The sequence below is a fragment of the Kineococcus rugosus genome, assembly GCF_050871975.1.
In the GTDB taxonomy this organism is placed as follows: domain Bacteria; phylum Actinomycetota; class Actinomycetes; order Actinomycetales; family Kineococcaceae; genus Kineococcus.
In genome coordinates this window covers 51,601-68,915 of sequence record NZ_JBJLSJ010000011.1, presented here as the reverse complement: position 1 = coordinate 68,915, position 17,315 = coordinate 51,601, and the positions used below count along the sequence as shown (strand labels likewise).

At 75.5% G+C, this 17,315-nt stretch carries 23 protein-coding genes and 1 tRNA gene; 7 read left to right on the top strand and 17 right to left on the bottom strand.

Annotated features, from left to right (window positions below):
* Positions 1–23 precede the first annotated feature (23 nt).
* On the top strand, positions 24–1,298 hold the full coding sequence (aztD, locus tag ACRYM6_RS08230; RefSeq protein WP_432542367.1) for a zinc metallochaperone AztD: 1,275 nt from the start codon (positions 24–26) through the stop codon (positions 1,296–1,298).
* Positions 1,295–2,143, top strand: coding sequence for a metal ABC transporter substrate-binding protein (locus ACRYM6_RS08225; protein WP_432542366.1), 849 nt, complete (start codon positions 1,295–1,297; stop codon positions 2,141–2,143). Before aztD ends, ACRYM6_RS08225 begins: the two co-directional genes overlap by 4 nt.
* Here the strand turns inward: ACRYM6_RS08225 and ACRYM6_RS08220 are convergent.
* Complete coding sequence (locus tag ACRYM6_RS08220; RefSeq protein WP_432542365.1) at positions 2,097–3,056, bottom strand: LysR family transcriptional regulator; 960 nt, start codon at positions 3,054–3,056, stop codon at positions 2,097–2,099. The genes ACRYM6_RS08225 and ACRYM6_RS08220 overlap by 47 nt on opposite strands.
* A gap of 45 nt (positions 3,057–3,101) precedes the next feature.
* Here ACRYM6_RS08220 and ACRYM6_RS08215 point away from each other — a divergent pair, with 45 nt between their 5' ends.
* Positions 3,102–3,560, top strand: a complete 459-nt coding sequence (locus tag ACRYM6_RS08215) for a hypothetical protein (protein WP_432542364.1) — start codon at positions 3,102–3,104, stop codon at positions 3,558–3,560.
* A 25-nt stretch (positions 3,561–3,585) separates the two neighbouring features.
* On the opposite strand, the gene ACRYM6_RS08210 is transcribed toward ACRYM6_RS08215, so the two are convergent.
* From ACRYM6_RS08210 to ACRYM6_RS08195, 4 genes are all read right to left on the bottom strand, one after another.
* Entirely contained in the window at positions 3,586–3,936 is a 351-nt protein-coding gene (locus ACRYM6_RS08210) for a hypothetical protein (RefSeq protein WP_432542363.1), read from the bottom strand.
* A gap of 96 nt (positions 3,937–4,032) precedes the next feature.
* Positions 4,033–5,319, bottom strand: a complete 1,287-nt coding sequence (locus ACRYM6_RS08205; RefSeq protein WP_432542420.1) for a cytochrome P450 — start codon at positions 5,317–5,319, stop codon at positions 4,033–4,035.
* 32 nt (positions 5,320–5,351) lie between these two features.
* Positions 5,352–5,645: a GroES family chaperonin gene (locus tag ACRYM6_RS08200; protein ID WP_432542419.1), complete on the bottom strand. Its 294-nt coding sequence runs from the start codon at positions 5,643–5,645 to the stop codon at positions 5,352–5,354.
* Positions 5,646–5,678: 33 nt separating this feature from the next.
* The gene (locus ACRYM6_RS08195; RefSeq protein ID WP_432542362.1) at positions 5,679–5,969 is read right to left on the bottom strand and encodes a DUF3618 domain-containing protein; all 291 of its coding nucleotides are present in this window, start codon (positions 5,967–5,969) and stop codon (positions 5,679–5,681) included.
* Positions 5,970–6,110: 141 nt separating this feature from the next.
* Between ACRYM6_RS08195 and bcp the strand changes: the two genes are divergently transcribed.
* Both bcp and ACRYM6_RS08185 read left to right on the top strand, forming a co-directional pair.
* On the top strand, positions 6,111–6,599 hold the full coding sequence (gene bcp / locus ACRYM6_RS08190; RefSeq protein ID WP_432542361.1) for a thioredoxin-dependent thiol peroxidase: 489 nt from the start codon (positions 6,111–6,113) through the stop codon (positions 6,597–6,599).
* A gap of 12 nt (positions 6,600–6,611) precedes the next feature.
* A tRNA-Leu gene (locus ACRYM6_RS08185) sits at positions 6,612–6,693 on the top strand.
* A 23-nt stretch (positions 6,694–6,716) separates the two neighbouring features.
* Here the strand turns inward: ACRYM6_RS08185 and ACRYM6_RS08180 are convergent.
* The 10 genes from ACRYM6_RS08180 to clpS all read right to left on the bottom strand — a co-directional run bounded on the left by ACRYM6_RS08180 (position 6,717) and on the right by clpS (position 14,084).
* Positions 6,717–7,517 (bottom strand): anti-sigma factor, encoded by an 801-nt coding sequence (locus ACRYM6_RS08180; protein WP_432542360.1) that lies wholly within the window; start codon positions 7,515–7,517, stop codon positions 6,717–6,719.
* A complete protein-coding gene (gene sigK, locus ACRYM6_RS08175) occupies positions 7,514–8,062 on the bottom strand; it encodes an ECF RNA polymerase sigma factor SigK (protein WP_432542359.1) in 549 nt (182 codons plus the stop codon). The genes ACRYM6_RS08180 and sigK overlap by 4 nt, the downstream gene beginning before the upstream one ends.
* Before the next feature lie 21 nt (positions 8,063–8,083).
* Entirely contained in the window at positions 8,084–8,752 is a 669-nt protein-coding gene (locus tag ACRYM6_RS08170; protein WP_432542358.1) for a fasciclin domain-containing protein, read from the bottom strand.
* Positions 8,753–8,924: 172 nt separating this feature from the next.
* Positions 8,925–10,502 carry a molybdopterin-dependent oxidoreductase gene (locus tag ACRYM6_RS08165; protein ID WP_432542357.1) on the bottom strand — a complete coding sequence of 526 codons (1,578 nt, stop codon included), beginning with the start codon at positions 10,500–10,502 and terminating at the stop codon, positions 8,925–8,927.
* A gap of 20 nt (positions 10,503–10,522) precedes the next feature.
* Positions 10,523–11,140, bottom strand: coding sequence for an RdgB/HAM1 family non-canonical purine NTP pyrophosphatase (rdgB, locus tag ACRYM6_RS08160; RefSeq protein ID WP_432542356.1), 618 nt, complete (start codon positions 11,138–11,140; stop codon positions 10,523–10,525).
* Positions 11,137–11,865 carry a ribonuclease PH gene (gene rph, locus ACRYM6_RS08155; protein ID WP_432542355.1) on the bottom strand — a complete coding sequence of 243 codons (729 nt, stop codon included), beginning with the start codon at positions 11,863–11,865 and terminating at the stop codon, positions 11,137–11,139. The genes rdgB and rph overlap by 4 nt, the downstream gene beginning before the upstream one ends.
* Before the next feature lie 209 nt (positions 11,866–12,074).
* Positions 12,075–12,275, bottom strand: a complete 201-nt coding sequence (locus tag ACRYM6_RS08150; RefSeq protein WP_432542354.1) for a hypothetical protein — start codon at positions 12,273–12,275, stop codon at positions 12,075–12,077.
* An 8-nt stretch (positions 12,276–12,283) separates the two neighbouring features.
* The gene (gene murI / locus ACRYM6_RS08145; protein WP_432542353.1) at positions 12,284–13,141 is read right to left on the bottom strand and encodes a glutamate racemase; all 858 of its coding nucleotides are present in this window, start codon (positions 13,139–13,141) and stop codon (positions 12,284–12,286) included.
* A gap of 34 nt (positions 13,142–13,175) precedes the next feature.
* A complete protein-coding gene (locus ACRYM6_RS08140; RefSeq protein ID WP_432542352.1) occupies positions 13,176–13,772 on the bottom strand; it encodes a DUF2017 domain-containing protein in 597 nt (198 codons plus the stop codon).
* A complete protein-coding gene (gene clpS, locus ACRYM6_RS08135) occupies positions 13,773–14,084 on the bottom strand; it encodes an ATP-dependent Clp protease adapter ClpS (RefSeq protein WP_432542351.1) in 312 nt (103 codons plus the stop codon). It lies immediately after the preceding gene.
* Between the two features lie 41 nt (positions 14,085–14,125).
* Between clpS and ACRYM6_RS08130 the strand changes: the two genes are divergently transcribed.
* Together ACRYM6_RS08130 and ACRYM6_RS08125 are read left to right on the top strand one after the other, a co-directional pair.
* On the top strand, positions 14,126–15,421 hold the full coding sequence (locus ACRYM6_RS08130; protein ID WP_432542350.1) for a nicotinate phosphoribosyltransferase: 1,296 nt from the start codon (positions 14,126–14,128) through the stop codon (positions 15,419–15,421).
* Complete coding sequence (locus tag ACRYM6_RS08125; protein ID WP_432542349.1) at positions 15,418–16,035, top strand: nicotinamidase; 618 nt, start codon at positions 15,418–15,420, stop codon at positions 16,033–16,035. The genes ACRYM6_RS08130 and ACRYM6_RS08125 overlap by 4 nt, the downstream gene beginning before the upstream one ends.
* Positions 16,036–16,051: 16 nt before the next feature.
* Here the strand turns inward: ACRYM6_RS08125 and ACRYM6_RS08120 are convergent, their stop codons facing one another.
* Complete coding sequence (locus ACRYM6_RS08120; RefSeq protein WP_432542348.1) at positions 16,052–16,786, bottom strand: RDD family protein; 735 nt, start codon at positions 16,784–16,786, stop codon at positions 16,052–16,054.
* Positions 16,787–16,822: 36 nt separating this feature from the next.
* The gene (locus ACRYM6_RS08115) at positions 16,823–17,281 is read right to left on the bottom strand and encodes a tellurite resistance TerB family protein (RefSeq protein WP_432542347.1); all 459 of its coding nucleotides are present in this window, start codon (positions 17,279–17,281) and stop codon (positions 16,823–16,825) included.
* Between the last annotated feature and the right edge of the window lie 34 nt (positions 17,282–17,315).

Genomic DNA, 17,315 nt, shown 5'->3' with positions numbered 1-17,315 from the left:
CTCCCGACCAGGTTGGACCCCCCGTGCGCCGCAGCCCGCTGCTCGTCCTGACCGCCCTCCCTCTCTCCCTGACCCTGCTCGCCGCCTGCGGCGGCAGCTCCGCGGAGACCCCCGCCGCCCCGGCCGCCACCGCCGGGGACGGCCACGCCGCCGAGACCGAGGCCACCGAGGTCGGCGCCGCCAAGGCCCGCGTCGCCGTCAGCTACGACGGTGGCGTCCAGGTCCTCGACGCCGCGACCTTCGAGGTGCTGGCCGACCTGCCGTTCGACGGCTTCGCCCGCCTCAACCCCGCCGGCGACGGCCGGCACGTCATGGTGTCCGCCGCCGGCGGCTTCCACGTCGTCGACGCCGGCGCCTGGAGCGAGCCGCACGGCGACCACGCGCACTACTACACCGGCGAGCCGCACGACACCGAGGTGGTGTACGACGCCGAGAAGCCCGGCCACGTCGTCCGGCACGCCGGCAAGACCACCCTCTTCGACGACGGCACCGGCGAGGTCGTGTCGTTCGACTCCGAGCACGTCGGCCACGACGCCGTGAAGGAGGGCGAGGCCCGCGAGTACAAGACCCCGGCCGCCCACCACGGCGTCGCCGTCGAGCGTTCCGACGGCTCGCTGGTCGTCACCGAGGGCACCGAGGAGGCCCGGACGGGCATCCGCGTCCTCGACGCGCAGGACCAGCAGATCGCCGCGAACGACCAGTGCCCCAACACCCACGGCGAGACCGTCGCCGCGGACGAGACCGTCGTCATCGGCTGCAGCGACGGCGTCCTCATCGTCAAGGGCACCGAGATCACCAAGGTCCAGAGCCCCGACGCCTACGGCCGCATCGGCAACCAGTGGGGCACCGACGAGTCCCCGATCGTCCTCGGCGACTACAAGTCGAACCCCGACGCCGAGATCGACCTCACCACGCGCGTCTCGCTCATCGACACCACCACCGCCACCCTGCGCCTCGTGGAACTGCCCGGCGGCACCTCCTACTGGTACCGGTCCCTGGGCCGCGGCGAGAACGGCGAGGGCGTCGTGCTCGGCACCGACGGGCAGCTGCACCTCATCGACACCGCCGCCGGCACCGTCGTGCGGTCCACCCCGGTCGTCGACCCGTGGGAGGTCCAGGAGGACTGGCAGGCCCCGCAGCCGCAGGTGTTCACCCTGGACGGCACCGCGTACGTCACCGAACCCGCCACGAAGGAGATCCACGCGGTCGACATCGAGACCGGCGAGGTCTACGCCAGCGGCACGCTGAAGGTGACCCCGAACGAGCTCACCGCCGTCCCCGGCGAGGTCACCGAGTGAGGTTCCCCCTCCTGGGGGCCGGCGCCGCCCTCGTCCTGCTCGCCGGCTGCGGGTCCCCCGCGGCCGGCGAGCCGGACGGGCGCCTGTCGGTCGTGACGACCTCGCACCCGCTGGAGTACGTCGCGGCCGCCGTGGCGGGCGAGCGCGCCGACGTCGGCAACATCGTCACCCCCGGCGCCGACAGCCACGACGCCGACGTGTCGACCCGGCAGCTGGCCGACCTCGTGGACGCCGACGTGGTGGTGCACCTGTCCTCGATGCAGCCCGCCGTCGACGCCGCCCTGTCCTCCCGGCCGCCCGAGCACCTCGTCGACGCCGCCACCTACGCCGACCTCGACCGGGACCCGCACTTCTGGCTCGACCCGACGCTGATGGCCGACCTCGGCGACGACGTCGCCGACGAGCTCACCGAGGTCGACCCCTCCGGCGAGCAGGCCTACCGGGCCGGTGCGGCGGCCCTGCGGCAGGAGATGACGGACCTCGACGCCGACTACGCCGCCGCCCTGGCCCCCTGCCGCGACGCCGCCCTCGTCACCTCGCACGAGGCGTTCGGGTACCTCGCCGACCGCTACGGCCTGCGCCAGATCGGGATCGCCGGGATCGACCCGTCCGTCGAGCCCTCCCCCGCCCGCGTCCGCGACGTCCTGGACGTGGCCCGGGAGAACTCCGTGCGGACCATCTTCTTCGAGGCGAGCGCCAACCCGGCCGTGGCCGAGAAGCTCGCCACCGAGCTGGGCGTGCGGACCTCCGTGCTGCACCCCGTCGAGCGGGTGGACCAGGGCGAGGACTACCTGAGCCTCATGCGGCAGAACCTGACGGCCCTGCAGGACGGGCTGACCTGCTGACGGAGGCCACCTCCAGCAGTTCACGGGCCGGGCCCGGCGGCATCCGCGCCGGGCCCGTCCACACCGCGCGCAACGTCCGGCGCAGGTCCAGCCCGGCGACCGCGACGACCCCGAGCCGCCCCGCGTCGAGGTCGTCGGCCACCGCCAGGCGGCTGAGCACCGCCACCCCGGCCCCGGCGCGGACGGCCTCGCGCACGCTCGTCGCGGTCGTCAGCTCCACCGCGGGGGGCACCGGGACGACACCGGCCACCGCGAACGCCCGCTCCAGGACGTCGCGGGTGCCGGACCCGGTCTCCCGCGAGACCAGCGCGGTGGCGGCCAGCTCGGCCGCCTCGACGGGCCGCCGGCGCCGGGTCCACGGGTGCGCCGGAGCGACCACCACGACGAGGTGGTCGTCCAGCAGCTCGCGGCTGCGCACCCCGCGCGGCACCGCCGGCCCCTCCACGAACCCCAGGTCGGCCTCGCCGTCGGCGACCGCGGCCAGCACCCGCACCGAGTTCGTCGCCACCAGCTCGACCGCGTGCGGTGGCGTCCCGGCCGCCTCGGCGCGCTGGCGCAGCACCAGCAGCCAGCGCGGGAGCAGGTGCTCGGCGATCGTCATGCTGGAGGCCACCCGCACCCGCGCCGCGCGGTCGGCGCGCAGCGTGCCGATGCCCTCGGCGACCTCCGTGGCGACCTCCAGCAGCCGCCGCGCCCAGCCGGCCAGGACCGTGCCCGCCGCCGTCGGCGCCGACCCCTGGCGGCTGCGGTGCAGCAGCGCCACCCCCACCTGGGACTCCATGGCCCGCAACCGGTCCGAGGCCGCCTGCTGCGTCAGGCCCACGGCCCGGGCCCCGCGCCCGATGGACCCGGCCTCCACGACCGCGACCAGCAGCCGCAGCGAGGTCAGGTCCGGGACGCGTTCCAGGGTCACCGGCGCAGGCTAACCGCGCCGGTGACCGCGGGTGATGATGTGCCGGTGCGCCCCACCGATCCCGCCCTGCTGCTCCGCCTGGTCACCCGCTCCGTCGAGGCCGTCGGGGACGCCGGGGCCTTCGCCGGGGCGAGCGCCGACCTGGCCCGCTTCGACGCCGAGCAGGCCCGGGTCGTCCTGGGCTGGGTCCTGCGCCGCGCCCTGGAGGAGCGCCACCCCGACGGCCTCGACGCCGACGACCTGCGGGACGCGGTCGCCGCGACCGCGCGGGGGGCGCAGTGGTTCGACGCGCTCGACCCGCGCATCCTCGTCGTCGTCCTGACCGCGGCCCTGGGTGAGCACCCCGACCCCGAGGAGGTCCCCCGGCTCGGTCACGCCCTCGTGCTGCAGCACTCGCTGCTGCTGGTGCACGACCTGGCGACCGGGCCGGGGCGCCCCCTGCGGCGCGCCCTCGACGCGGCCCTGGCGGAGGTCCGCCGGGCCGAGACGATGGAGATGCCCTGACGGCCCCGGCGGCCCGGCCGGCGGCTCAGCCGCTGAGCACCGGGTAGGACGACGACCGGCCGCGCTTGCGCAGCACGGCGGGCCGGCCGTCCTCGGCGGCCGCGTGGACGTCGCGGACCACGGCGGCGCTGCGGGCGTCCAGCGCCCGCTCGACCGCCGCCACGTCCACCTCCCCGTGCCACTCCCTGACCTCGGCGAGGTGCTCGTTGCGGCCCTCCTCGGGCGCGACGGGCAGGCCGTGGCGCGCGGCGAGGGCGTACAGCGCGAGCACCCCCTCCCCGTGGCGCGCGGCGTAGGAGTCCAGGTACGACGGCGTCAGCAGTCCCTGGTGGGCGGCGAACTCGAGGTCCCTCAGGACCTGGTGGAGCGCTCTCACGGATTCCTCCTCAGCACCGTTGCTCAGCGGTCCTCCGCCGGACCGTGCCGGACCATCGGCCGCCCACGCCGCGGGGTTGAGGGTCCGGGCGCAGGATCACCCGTCGGGAGCAACCCGCTCGACGTGCAGCGGCAGGCCGCCGCGGGGCCGCAGCGTCACCAGCGCGTCCACCGCCGGTTCCGGGCCCGCCGGGCGCACGGTGTGGGTGCGCAGCAGCGCCGCCAGGACCAGCACCTCCTCGACCAGCGCGAGGTCGCGGCCGATGCACAGCCGCGGGCCCGCCCCGAACGGCACGTAGTGGTCGTGCCGGCCGCCGTCGAGGAACCGCTCGGGGCGGAACTCCCCCGCCGCCTCCCACAGCTCGGGGTCGCGGTGCAGCGCCCACGTGCAGACGATGACGAGGGTGCCCGCCGGGACCCGCACCCCGGCGACCTCGTCGTCGGCGAGCGCGGCGCGGGTGATGACCCAGGCCGGGGGGAACAGCCGCAGCGCCTCGTCGACGACGGCGCGCAGGTACGGCAGCCGCGGCAGGTCGTCCCACGTCGGGACGCCGCCGAGCGCGGCGGCCTCGGCCCGCGCCCGGTCCAGGGCGCCGGCGTGGCGGGACAGCAGGTGCAGGGTCCAGGTCAGGGAGCTGGCGACGGTCTCGTGCCCGGCGACCACGAAGGTCACCAGCTCGTCGCGGACCTGCCGGTCGTCCATCCCGGCCGCCAGCATGAGGCCGACCAGGTCGCGGGGGTCGTCGAGGTCGCGCTCGGCCCGCCGCTGCACGATGCGGGCGCAGACCTCGTCGACGGTGGCGACCGCGCGGGCCAGGCGGCGGCGCGAGGGGGTGGGCCAGGTGGCGGGGACGGGGCTGGCGGCGCGCCGCACGACGACCTCCAGCGCGCGGCCCACGGCCTCGACCAGCAGCGGCGCGTCGGCCGACAGGTCGGCGGCGGCGAGGGTGTGGCCCACGACCTCCAGCCCGGCGCGGGAGGTGGCGTCCAGGACCTCCATCGGGGTCCCGGCGGGCAGGGCGTCGGCCTCGGCGGCCAGCCGCAGGCCGGCGTGCACGGCGTGCTGGGCGACGTCGCGCAGGCCGCCGTGGTGGAAGGCGGGCTGGACGACGCGGCGGTGGGCCCGCCACCGGGGGCCGTCCCCCGCGAGCAGCCCGGGCCCGGTGACGGTGGCCAGGGCCGAGTACTGGACCGTCGCCTTGCCGTAGCCGCGGGCGTTCTCGACGAGCACCCGGCGGACCCCGGCGGGGTCGGCCAGCACCAGCACGGGGGTGCGGGGCATCGGGATGGCCGCCGCGCGGCCGTGCCGGGCGGTGACGTCGGTGAGGAAGAGGTGCGGGGCCCGCACGATCCGCGGCACCGAGCGCACCATGTCCCAGGGCAGCGGGCCGGGGACGTCCAGCGGGGAGTACCGGTTCAGAGGTACAGCCCGGTCCCGCCGTCCGGGTCGCCCGGCGCGGCGACGGCGTGCAGGTCGCGCTCGCGCAGCAGCGTGTACCCCTTGCCGTGCAGCTCGACCTCGGCCTTGTCCTCGGGGTCGAACAGCACCTTGTCACCGGTGGCGACCTGCCGGACGTGCGGGCCGACGGCCACCACCGCGGCCCAGCTGAGCCGGCGGCCGACGGCGGCCGTGGCGGGGATGAGGATGCCCGCCGAGGACTTGCGCTCGGCGGCGTCGTCCGGGAGCACCAGCACGCGGTCGTGCAGCATCCGGACGGGCAGCTGGTCGGCGGCGGACACCGGTCAGCGGCGCTTGCGGACGGCGCGGACCACCAGGAACGTCGTGACGCCCAGGACGGCCACGCCGACGGCGGCGACGCGCTCGACGCGCAGACCACCGCGGTGGTCGAAGACGAACCCCTCGACGCGGCCGCGCGCGGTGGACAGCGACCGCTGGGCGATCGAGGCCGGGGCGAGCCGGGAGGTCAGCTCGTCGATGGTGCCCGCGAGCTGGGCACGACGCGCCTCGACCTCGCGCTCGAGGGCGCGCGGGTCGCTGGTCGTGATCTCGGCCTTGCCGTCGCTGGCCGCCACGGCCACCTCCTGAATCACCCTGACTGAATCACGCTGAGTTGCCCCGACTTGCTAGGACGTCCCGCGAACCGTACCCGAGACCGGCCCTCGCCTCCCGGTGGGGGCTCGGAGCCGGGCGCGGCGGGGCTATCGTCGCCGTCCATGACGCGTCTCGCCCCCGGTGACCGGGCCCCCGACTTCACGCTGACCGCCCACGACGGGTCCACGGTCGCGCTGGGCGACCTGCTGGCCGGCACCGGCCGGCACGTCGTCGTGTACTTCTACCCGGCCGCGATGACGCCGGGGTGCACCACGCAGGCCTGCGACTTCCGCGACTCCCTCGACGCGCTGAACGCCTCCGGGTACACCGTCGTGGGCGTCTCGAAGGACCCCGTCGACAAGCTCGCGCAGTTCGCCGAGCGGGACGGCCTGACCTTCAAGCTGCTGTCCGACCCCGACCACTCCGTGCTGGAGGCGTACGGCGCGTGGGGCGAGAAGACGAACTACGGCCGCACCTCGGTCGGGGTGGTCCGCTCGACCGTGGTCGTGGACCCGCAGGGGGTCGTGGAGCTGGCGCAGTACAACGTGAAGGCCACCGGGCACGTCGCGAAGCTGCGCCGGGACCTCGGGCTGGACGCCGCGGGCCAGTAGTCTGGCCCGCGAGCGGGAGTGGTGTAACTGGCAGCCACGCAGGATTTAGGTTCCTGTGCCTCCGGGCGTGAGGGTTCGAGTCCCTTCTCCCGCACCGCCTCCCGGCCGGGGCCGCCCTCAGGCGGTCAGCGGCGCGAGCAGCACCGGCGTCGTGGTCGGCTGCGGGGAACCGCCCGCCGGTTCGACGGTGATGCCGAGCGCGGTGGCCGGGCCGGGGTCCAGCACCATCGCGGTGCCGCCGTCCCCGGACAGGTCCATCATCCCCACCGAGTCGAAGTGGTCGCCGGTGCCCAGCCACACCTGGTAGCCCTTGCCGGCCCCCGCCGCGGGCAGACCGGCGGCCACGACCCCCAGCCGGCCGTCGGCGCGCACGAGGGTCGCGGTGCCCCCCGCGGTGGTCGTCAGCGTCGCGACCGTCGCCCCCGGCACGGCGAGCAGGTCGGTCACCTGCTGACGGGCGAGCTGCTCGGCGCTGAGGACCGGCGCCTGCTCGCGCTGGGCCAGGCCGATCCCCGTCCCCACGCCCACCGCGGCGACGGCGACGCCGGCCGCGGCGACCAGCACGCTCCAGCGGGAGGGCCCGCGACGGCGCTCCGCGCGACGGCCCGCCCGGCGGTCGCGGGCGGCGGCGAGGTCGACCACGGGGTCGACCACGGGCGCGGTCCCGTGCGGGCGTTCCTGCGCGGTGGCGGCGACGGCGGCCAGCACCGCGGCGCGCAGCCGCTCCGGCGGGGGCTCGCCGTCGGCCAGGTGCGAGGCCGCCTCGCGCAGCGCGTCGGCGTCCGCCCGCTCCTCGGGGTGCTCGCGCAGGCGGCGCTCGTAGGCGGCGCGCTCGTCGTCGTCCACGGCGTCCAGCGCCCAGGCGGCCGCCAGCAGCGGGTCGTCGCCGGCGCCGCGGCCGGGTTCGCGGCCGGTCACCGGGTCACCACGCCGAGGGTGTCGCGCAGCCGGGTGAGGCCGTCGCGCAGGCGCGTCTTGACCGTGCCCAGGGGCAGGTCGAGGTCGTCGGCGATCTGGCGGTGGGTTCGGCCGCCGTAGTAGGCCAGGGCGATGGCCTCGCGCTGCAGCGGGGTCAGCGAGTCCAGGGCGCGGCGCACCTCTTCACGTTCCACCAGCACCTGCACCTCCTCGCTCACGCTGTCGTACGGGGGGACCTCCTGGTACCCCACCACCTCGTCCCGCCGGGAGCTGGCCTCCGCGGCCCGCACCCGGTCCACCGCCCGCCGGTGCGCCATGGTGACGATCCAGCCGCGGGCGCTGCCGCGGGCCGGGTCGAAGCGCGCGGCGGTCCGCCACGCCTCCAGGTACACCTCCTGCACGACCTCCTCGGACTGGGCCCGGTCCCGCAGCACGCGCAGGACGGTGCCGTGCACGGCGGTCGAGGTCGCGTCGTAGAACGACGCGAAGGCGCCCTGGTCGCCGCCCGCAGCGGCGACCAGGGCATCCTCGGTCGTGGTCGTCATCGACGCCACTGTGTCACCTGGTCACATGGGCGGCATCAGGACGGAGTCCACGAGGTACACCGTGGCGTTCTGCGTGGACACGCCCCCGCAGACCACGTTCGTGGAGCCGTTGACGGTCAGCGCCTCCGGGGTGCCGGCGACGGTGAGGTCCTGGCCCTCCAGCGTCGTGTGCGTCCCGGCGACCTCCGAGGGCGACAGGCGGCCCTCGACGACGTGGTAGGTGAGGATCTTCTGAAGCGTGGCACTGTCGGTCTTCAGGCCCTCCAGCGTCGCCGCGGGCACCTTCGCGAAGGCGTCGTCCACGGGCGCGAAGACCGTGAACTCCCCGCCGTTGAGGTCGTTCACGAGGTTCACCTGCGGGTTCAGCTGGCCGGAGACCGCGGCGGTCAGCGTCTTCAGGAGCGGGTTCGCGGCGGCGGCGCTGGCCAGCGGCGCCTGCGCCATGCCGTCGACCGACGCGGGCCCGGAGGCGTTCGCGGCGGCGTAGTCGGCGCAGCCGGGACCCACGGGGCCCTCCATGGCGGCGGCCGAGCTGTCCGAACTGGTCATCGAGGGCGAGCTGGACGTGGTGGTGCTGCTGGAGCTCGTCGAACTGGCCGTGTCCGTGGATCCGCTGTCGCCGCCGCCGCAGGCGCCGAGGGCGAAGGTGGCGGTGGCCGCGATCGCGAGCAGGGTTCCGGTGCGCTTCACGAGTTTTCTCCCATCGCTTCCGGCCGGTGGTTCCGGGCCGGGGGTTCCGGTCGGTCGAACACCTGGGGTTCGTCGCCGGTGGGCGGGTGGATGGGTCGGACGGGAGTTTTTTTCCCGACGAGTTCCCCGGGGGTTCCCCGCGGGGGGGTCCCGAGGGGTTCCCGGGCCGGGTTCAGCGGACGGTGACCGTCACGGAGTCGTACCCGCTGGAACCGTCGGGGATGGGCGCGGCGACCGCCTCCGTCTGCGGCGCACCGGTTCCGTCGGTGGCGCGCACCTGGATCGAGTGGCTGCCCGGTTCGTCGGCGGCCCAGTCGTACACCCACTGGCACCAGGTGTCCGAGGACGCCGACGGCAGGATCCTCGCCGGCTGCCACTCCCCCTCGTCGACGCGGACCTCCACCTTCGACACCCCGCGGTGCTGGGCCCAGGCGACCCCGGCGACGGGCACGCGGCCGGCGCGCACCTGCGCGAAGGACTTCGGCACGTCGATGCGGGAGGCGGTCTTGATCGGCCCGCGCTCGGCCCAGCCCCGGTCGGTCCAGTACGCGGTCTTCTCCGCGAACGTGGTGACCTCCAGGTCGACGACCCACTTGCACGCCGAGACGTACCCGTACAGCCCGGGGATCACCATGCGGACCGGGAACCCGTGCTCACGGGGCAGGGGTTCGCCGTTCATCCCGACGGCGAGCAGGGCGTCGCGGCCGTCGGTCGTCTCGGCCAGCGGGGCGGACAGGGTGAAACCGTCGACGCTGGTGGCCAGCAGCATGTCGGCGCCGTCGCGGACGCCCGCCTCGGCCAGCAGGTCGCGCAGCGGGTACCCCAGCCAGCGGGCGTTGCCGACGTACGAGCCGCCGACCTCGTTGCTCACGCACGTCATCGTGATCCAGCGCTCGCGCAGGGGTTTGTCCAGCAGCGTCCGGAAGTCGAGGGTGAGCTCGCGCTCGACGAGCCCGTGCACGCGCAGCGACCAGTCCTCGGCCCGCACGTCGGGGACGACGAGGGCGGTGTCGATGCGGTAGAAGTCGGCCGTCCTCGTGGCGTAGGCGGTGAGCCCGGCGGCGACGGCGTCGGCCGGGTCGAGCCCGGCGGGCAGCGCGGGCGCCGGGTCGGCCGGGGCGGGCAGCACCACCCGGCCGCGGGACTGCTCGGCGCTGCGGGAGGCCACGAGGGCCTGCCCGCCGCCGCCGGTGACCAGCGCCGCCGCGGCGGTCCCGCCCAGCAGCAGCCCCCGCCGGGACCGGTCGGTGGCGCGGTCGGCGCGGGCGGTCCCGGTCAGGCGGCGGGTCAGCAGCACCAGGGCGTACGCCCCGGCCGCCGCACCCAGCGCCGAGGGCAGCGGGGACAGCGTGGTGGCGTCGGGGCGGGTGGCCGCCGCGGCGACGCCCACCACGCCCAGGGCCGCGACCACGCCCACGCCGGCGGCGAGCCGGCGCCGGGCCAGGACCCCGGCCGCGGCGGCCAGCAGCAGGACCAGCACCGTGATCGTGGCCAGCAGCACCGTCTTGTCGGCGGTGCCGAAGGCCCGGATCGCGGCGTCCTTGAGCCAGGCCGGGACCCGGTCCACCACCGCGTCGCCGACGACGACGACGGGCGCCGCCGACGGGGAGACGACCCCGGCGGCGAGCTGGCCCACGCCGAACGTCAGCGCCGCGGCGACCAGGCCGGTCAGCGCGCCCAGCGCCGGACCGGCCCACCTCCGGCCCCGTCCCGCGCCCGTACCGGTCCCTGCGTCCGTGGTGGTCCTCACCTGGTGGGTTCGGAGCCGGGTCAGTCCCGGATGGGTCGGCCGGCCAGGGCGTCGACCACGACGGGCGCCAGCGCCCGGAACGCCGCCCCCCGGTGGCTGATCGCGTTCTTCTCCTGCGCGGTGTGCTCGGCCAGGGTCCGGTCGGCCCCGGCGGGGGTGAAGACGGGGTCGTAGCCGAAGCCGCCGCCCCCGGCGGGGGCCGTGGTGACCGTGCCGCGCAGCTCCCCGTGCCGCACGGCGCTCGCCCCGCCGGGCAGCGCGAGCGCGGCCGCGCACACGAACGCCGCCCCGCGGTGCGCGGCGGGCACGTCGGCGATCTGGGCCAGCAGCAGCTGCAGGTTGGCGGCGTCGTCGCCGTGGCGGCCGCACCAGCGCGCCGAGAAGATCCCCGGCGCCCCGCCGAGGACGTCGACGCTGATCCCGGAGTCGTCGGCGATCGCGGGGACCCCGGTGGCCGCCGCGACGGCCCGCGCCTTCAGCAGCGCGTTGCCGGCGAACGTCACCTCGGTCTCGGCGACCTCGGGGACGCCGTCGAAGGCGTCGACGGTGAGGACCTCCACGTCGGGCAGCAGCGGGGCCAGGACGGCCTGCAGCTCGCCGACCTTGTGGGCGTTGCGGGTGGCCAGGACGATCCTCATCGGGCCAGCGCCTCCGCCTGGAGCGCGGCCAGCCGCGCGGTGCCCGCCAGGGCCAGGTCGAGGAGCGCGTCGAGCTCGGAGCGGTCGAAGGGCACGCCCTCGGCGGTGCCTTGGACCTCGACGAAGCGCCCGTCGCCGGTGACGACGACGTTCATGTCGGTCTCGGCCGCGACGTCCTCGACGTAGGGCAGGTCCAGCACGGGGACCCCCTTCACGACGCCGACGCTGATGGCGCTGACCGACCCGGTCAGCGGCTGCCGGGAGGCCTTGACGATGCCCTTGGCGCGGGCCCAGGAGATCGCGTCGGCGAGCGCCACGTAGGCGCCGGTGATGGCCGCGGTGCGGGTGCCGCCGTCGGCCTGCAGGACGTCGCAGTCCAGGACGATCGTGTTCTCGCCGAGCTGGGCGGTGTCGACGACGGCGCGCAGGCTGCGGCCGATGAGCCGGGAGATCTCGTGGGTGCGGCCGCCGATCTTGCCCTTGACGGACTCGCGGTCGCTGCGGGTGTTCGTGGAGCGGGGCAGCATGGCGTACTCGGCGGTGACCCAGCCCTGGCCGGAGCCCTTGCGCCAGCGGGGCACGCCCTCGGTGAAGGAGGCCGCGCACAGCACGCGGGTGCGGCCGAACTCGACGAGGACGCTGCCCTCGGCGTGGTCGAGCCAGTTGCGGGTGATGGTCACGGGGCGGAGCTCGTCGGCGGCTCGGCCGTCTGCGCGTTCGGTCACCCGCCAAGACTCCCAGATCACGGGGAGTGCACTGCGGGGCACGGTGAGTGCCGACGCAGGGTCCGTCCAGGGAATCCGCACCGAAAGCACACCGCCGACACGACGGAAGTGCCTGCGCGCGAGCGCGAACCGGGCCACCCTGGGGGCATGACTCGACGTCCCGCCGCGGCCCTCACCCCCGGTGACCGAGTGGTCACCGGCCTCGCCGATCACGAGGGCGTGGTGCTGCGGCCGTTGCGCTGGAGCCCGCGCCCGCTGCGGTCCACGGCCGTGCGGGAGGTGGCCGCCGTGCACCGCCGCCGCCGCCGGGTGGTGCTGGAGTTCACCGACGGCACCCGCAGCCAGCCGGTGGCCGCCTCGGCGCGCTGGACGGTCGCCCCGGCCGAGGAACCCCCGGTCGCGGCCGCCACCGGGATGGTCAGGGTGCGCCGAGGGGCAGCGGGCCCGTCTCGTCGAGCGCGCCGTCGGACCGCACGACCTGCGGTCCGAGCTGCGGCCCCAGGAAGCGCCGCGCCAGAGCCCGGAACGCGCGGGCGTCGCCCGTCGAGGTGAACCGGTGCCGGGGGCGGCCGGCGGGCAGCGGCAGGTCGTCCGGGCGCAGCAGCTCCCGGGCGGCGAGCTCGCGGTAGACGTCGAAGGCGGTCTCCTCGGCGCTGGACACCAGCGTCACGTCGTCGCCGACGACGCTGCGCAGCACCGCCATGAGCAGCGGGTAGTGCGTGCAGCCCAGGACCAGGGTGTCGACGTCCGCGGCGATCACCGGGGCCAGGTAGTTGCGCGCGGCGGTCAGCAGGTCCGGCCCGCTGGTGACGCCCCGCTCCACGAACTCCACGAACGCCGGGCACGCCGCCGTCGTCAGCGCCAGGTGCGGCGCCGCGGCGAAGGCGTCCTCGTAGGCGCGCGAGGAGATCGTGGCGCGCGTGCCGATGACCCCGACGCGGCCGTTGCGGGTCGCGCGCACCGCCCGGCGCACCGCCGGCTGGATGACCTCCACCACGGGCACGTCGTAGCGCTCGCGGGCGTCGCGCAGCATGGCCGCCGAGGCGGAGTTGCAGGCGATGACGAGCATCTTCACGCCCGACTCCACGACCCGGTCGAGCACGTCGAGCGCCAGCCGGCGGACCTCGGCGATGGGCTTGGGCCCGTACGGGGAGTGCGCGGTGTCGCCCACGTAGTGGATCGACTCGTGCGGGAGCTGGTCCAGCACGGCGCGCGCCACGGTCAGCCCGCCCACCCCCGAGTCGAAGATCCCGATGGGCAGCTCGCGTTCCCTCACAGCGGGTCCCTCCCCGCCGAGCTCGCGGCGGACGTCACAGCAGGGACCTCACGAGGGTCTCCTGCAGGTGGGTGGTGAAGTCGTAGACGGCCCACGCCCAGCGGGCCGGGTCGTCCTCGGCCAGCTCGGCGTACGGGTCGGCGTCGTCGCTGACGCCCAGCCGGGTCCCCAGGGCCAGCCGGATGTCGTTCAGCGCGGCCAGCCAGGTCCGGGCGCCGTCGGCGTCCAGCTGCACCCGCCCGCCCTGCCCGACGACGGGGTCGAGGGTGGCGAGCATCCCGCGGGCGGCGGCGGCCTTCTTCTCCCGCAGGCCCCGCTCGGTGAAGCGGCGGAAGTCGGCGGACGCCTGCGGGTCCGCGTCGGCGCCGTAGGCGTCGGGGAACAGCCGCCGCAGGACCTCGTCCTCGGGCGCGGCGGTGGGGCCGTCCGCGCCGAGGTCGGGCAGCTCGTCGAAGGCGGGCAGGTCGGCCAGCCCGAGCTGCGCGGCGAGCGGGTCGACGCTGCGGGCCGGCGGTTCGCCGACCTCCAGGAGCTCGACGACCTCGCGCGCCAGCGAGGCCAGCAGGTCGGCCTCGGAGACGTGCAGGGTGATCGAGAACAGGCCGTGGCGGGAACGTCGGAAGGTGGCCACTCACTCGTCCTTCTGCAGCGTCGCCCACAGCCCGTAGCCGTGCATGGCCTCGACGTCGCGCTCCATCGCCTCGCGGGAGCCGGAGCTCACCACCGCGCGCCCCTTGGAGTGCACGTCCATCATCAGCGCCTCCGCCTTGGCCTCGGAGTAGCCGAAGTGGGTGCGGAACACGTAGGTGACGTAGGACATCAGGTTCACCGGGTCGTTCCAGACCAGCGTGACCCACGGGGTGTCCGGGGTGGTGAGGAGGTCGGTCTCCGGACGCTCCAGCTCGGTGGGAGCGGTCGCGACCACGGACAGCACGACAGGCACCCCGGCAGTCTAGGCGGGCTCCGGATGGCTAGATTCGCTGCATGGTGAGCACAGCGCTGCTGACGGACCACTACGAGCTGACGATGCTGCAGGCGGCCCTGTCCGACGGGACGGGCGAGCGCGCCTGCACCTTCGAGGTCTTCGGCCGACGCCTGCCCGAGGGGCGCCGGTACGGGGTGGTGGCCGGCACCGGCCGCGTCCTGGACGCCGTGCGCGACTTCACCTTCGACCCCGAGCTGCTCGACGGCCTGCGGGGGGTGCTGGACGAGCGGACCCTGGACTGGCTGGCCGGGTACCGCTTCGGCGGCTCGATCGAGGGGTACGCCGAGGGCGAGCTGTGGTTCCCCGGCTCCCCGATCCTCACGGTCACGGGCACCTTCGCCGAGGCGGTCGTGCTGGAGACGGTCGTCCTGTCGATCCTCAACCACGACTGCGCGATCGCCGCGGCCGCCTCCCGGATGGCCCAGGCCGCCGGCGAGCGGCCCCTCATCGAGATGGGCTCGCGGCGCACCCACGAGCAGGCCGCGGTCGCGGCCTCCCGCGCGGCCTACCTGGCCGGGTTCACCTCGACGTCGAACCTGCAGGCCGGGGCGTCCTACGGCATCCCCACCTCGGGCACGTCGGCGCACGCGTTCACGCTGCTGCACGACACCGAGGCCGAGGCGTTCGCCGCGCAGGTCGCCGCGCTCGGCGTCGGCACGACGCTGCTGGTCGACACCTACGACATCACCGCGGGCATCGCCACGGCCGTGGAGGTCGCCGGGCCGGGCCTGGGCGCGGTCCGCATCGACTCCGGCGACCTCGCGGTCCTGGCGGTGCAGGCCCGCGAGCAGCTGGACTCCCTGGGGGCCACCTCGACGCGCATCGTCGTCTCCGGCGACCTCGACGAGTTCGCCCTGGCCGCCCTGCGCTCGGCCCCCGTCGACGGGTACGGCGTGGGGACCTCGCTGGTGACGGGCTCGGGGGCCCCCACGGCCGGGCTGGTCTACAAGCTCGTCGAGGTGGAGGGCCGGCCGGTGGCGAAGCGGTCGACGTCGAAGGTCACCCAGGGCGGCCGGAAGGTCGCGGTCCGCCGGCACCGGCCCACCGGCACCGCCACCGAGGAGGTCCTGGGGGTCGGGTTCACCCCCGAGCGCGAGCCGAACGACCGCCCGCTGCAGGTGCCGCTGGTGCGCGACGGCGTGCGCGTCGAGGGGCTGCCGGACCTGGCCACGTCCCGCGAGCACCTGCGCCGGGCGCTGGTGACGCTGCCGTGGGACGGGCTGGCGCTGTCCAAGGGCGACCCGGCCGTCCCGACGACGGTGCTGGGCCCGCAGCGGGCGGGGGTGCGCCCGTGAGCCGCCGCGCGCTGGTGGTCGTGGACGTGCAGCGCGACTTCTGCCCCGGCGGGTCGCTGGCGGTCGCCGGCGGGGACGAGGTGGCCCGCGCGATCAGCGCGCTGCTGGCGACGGACACCTCGACCGGCCGGGGCATCGCCTACGACCACGTCGTGGCCACCCAGGACTTCCACGTCGACCCCGGCGACCACTTCTCCGACACCCCGGACTTCGTGGACAGCTGGCCGGTGCACTGCCGCGCCGGGACGAGCGGGGCGCTGCTGCACGACGACCTGGACACCTCCCGGGTGGAGGCGGTGTTCCGCAAGGGCCAGTACGCGGCGGCCTACTCGGGGTTCGAGGGCGTCAGCACCCACCTGGACCCCGAGGGCGGGGAGGTCGTCACCGGCCTCGCGGACTGGCTGCGCGGCCGGGGGGTCGAGCAGGTCCACGTCGTCGGGATCGCCACCGACCACTGCGTGCGGGCGACGGCGCTGGACGCGGCGCGGGCCGGGTTCCGCACGACCGTCCTGCTGGGGCTGACGGCGGGGATCTCCGCGGACGGCGTCGAGCGGGCCCTGGCGCAGATGCGCGAGGACGGGGTCACCCTCGTGGGTGACCCCGTCCTGGGGTGAGTCGGCTCGGGCCGGGTCAGCGCCGCTTCACCACGACGGTGCGGGCGAGCTTGTCGTGCAGGGCCTGCCGCCGCTGGTCCCAGCACGGCCAGAGGAAGTCGATGAGGTACCACAGGCCGACGATGGAGCCGAGCATGTCGCTGCCGATCCAGCGCACGACGGCCTGGCCGAAGGTCGGCAGCCCGGGACGCTGCCAGTCCCGCACGCGCAGGCGGCAGATCGCCTTGCCCGGCGTCGCGCCGTAGAAGCGGATCGTCAGGATCGTGTAGACGGCGCTCACCACCACGGTGATGAGGGTCAGCTCCCGCTGGGCGGCCAGGTAGGTCGTGTTCCGGGCCACGTCCGAGAAGGCGGTGAGCCACCCCGTGCCGCCGGTCAGCATGTCCTGCGTGACCGGTTCGACGATCGCGTTCATCGTGCGCAGCGGCGCCCAGCCCGCCAGCGAGGCGATGACCGTGACGAGCAGCGCGTCGATGACACGGGCCACCAGGCGCAGTCCCAGGTTCCCCAGCGCCTGCCCGTCGGGCGTCGCGATGGCCCGCACCCCCGGGGCCGGGTACTGCGACGGCGGGTACTGCGGGTGGGCGTGCTGCTGCGGCGCGTACGGCTGCTGGTGGGGCTGCTGCGCGTGCGGCTGGTGGACGGGGGCCTGGGCGTGGACGTGCTCGGTCCACTGCGCCCCGTCCCACCAGCGCAGCTGGGACCGGGAGGGGTCGGACGGGTCCGGGTACCACCCGGCGGGCGTGCTCATGGGTGTCAGGGTGCCAGTTCCTCGAGGGGCCGGTGCTCAGGCGACGCCGAACTCGGAGGCGTCGATGCCCACGGCCTGGCAGATCTCCCGGACGGCCCGCTGCTCGGTCGGGTCGAAGTCGCCGTCCGCGCCGCCGATGACGACACCGACCTGGACGACCGCGCGCGCCTGCTCGGGCTTGCTGCGCAGCTTCCCGACGGCCTGCAGCGCCTCGATCTTGCCGAAGTCGTAGTCGGCGGTGAGCTTGCCGCACCACTTGTCGAAGGACTCGCGCAGGTCACCGGCGTTGAAGACCGACAGCACGTCGTTGCTGGCGATGAACGCGGCGGTCTTCTGCCGCTCCTCCGGCTCGATGCTGCCGTCGGCGGCGGCGATGAGCGCGCACGTGGCCATCGAGGCCTCGGCGAAGTCCTTGCTCTTGAACTGACCGACCTTCGTCTTCAGCTGGTCGCCCGCCAGCAGGCCCTTGCTCTTGAGGTTGTCCAGGAATCCCATACCCGGCCAACGGGCGTGCGGGGCAGCGGGTTCC

What these genes read in the sequence shown, in the direction of transcription:
- ACRYM6_RS08200 (WP_432542419.1), bottom strand. Translation starts at nt 5,645, where the DNA reads ATGCTGCACGACCGCGTGCTGGTGCTCCCGGACGACGCCGCCGAGCGC.
- bcp (WP_432542361.1), top strand. Translation starts at nt 6,111, where the DNA reads ATGACGCGTCTCGCCCCCGGTGACCGGGCCCCCGACTTCACGCTGACC.
- sigK (WP_432542359.1), bottom strand. Translation starts at nt 8,062, where the DNA reads ATGACGACCACGACCGAGGATGCCCTGGTCGCCGCTGCGGGCGGCGAC.
- rdgB (WP_432542356.1), bottom strand. Translation starts at nt 11,140, where the DNA reads ATGAGGATCGTCCTGGCCACCCGCAACGCCCACAAGGTCGGCGAGCTG.
- ACRYM6_RS08130 (WP_432542350.1), top strand. Translation starts at nt 14,126, where the DNA reads ATGGTGAGCACAGCGCTGCTGACGGACCACTACGAGCTGACGATGCTG.
- ACRYM6_RS08120 (WP_432542348.1), bottom strand. Translation starts at nt 16,786, where the DNA reads ATGAGCACGCCCGCCGGGTGGTACCCGGACCCGTCCGACCCCTCCCGG.
- ACRYM6_RS08115 (WP_432542347.1), bottom strand. Translation starts at nt 17,281, where the DNA reads ATGGGATTCCTGGACAACCTCAAGAGCAAGGGCCTGCTGGCGGGCGAC.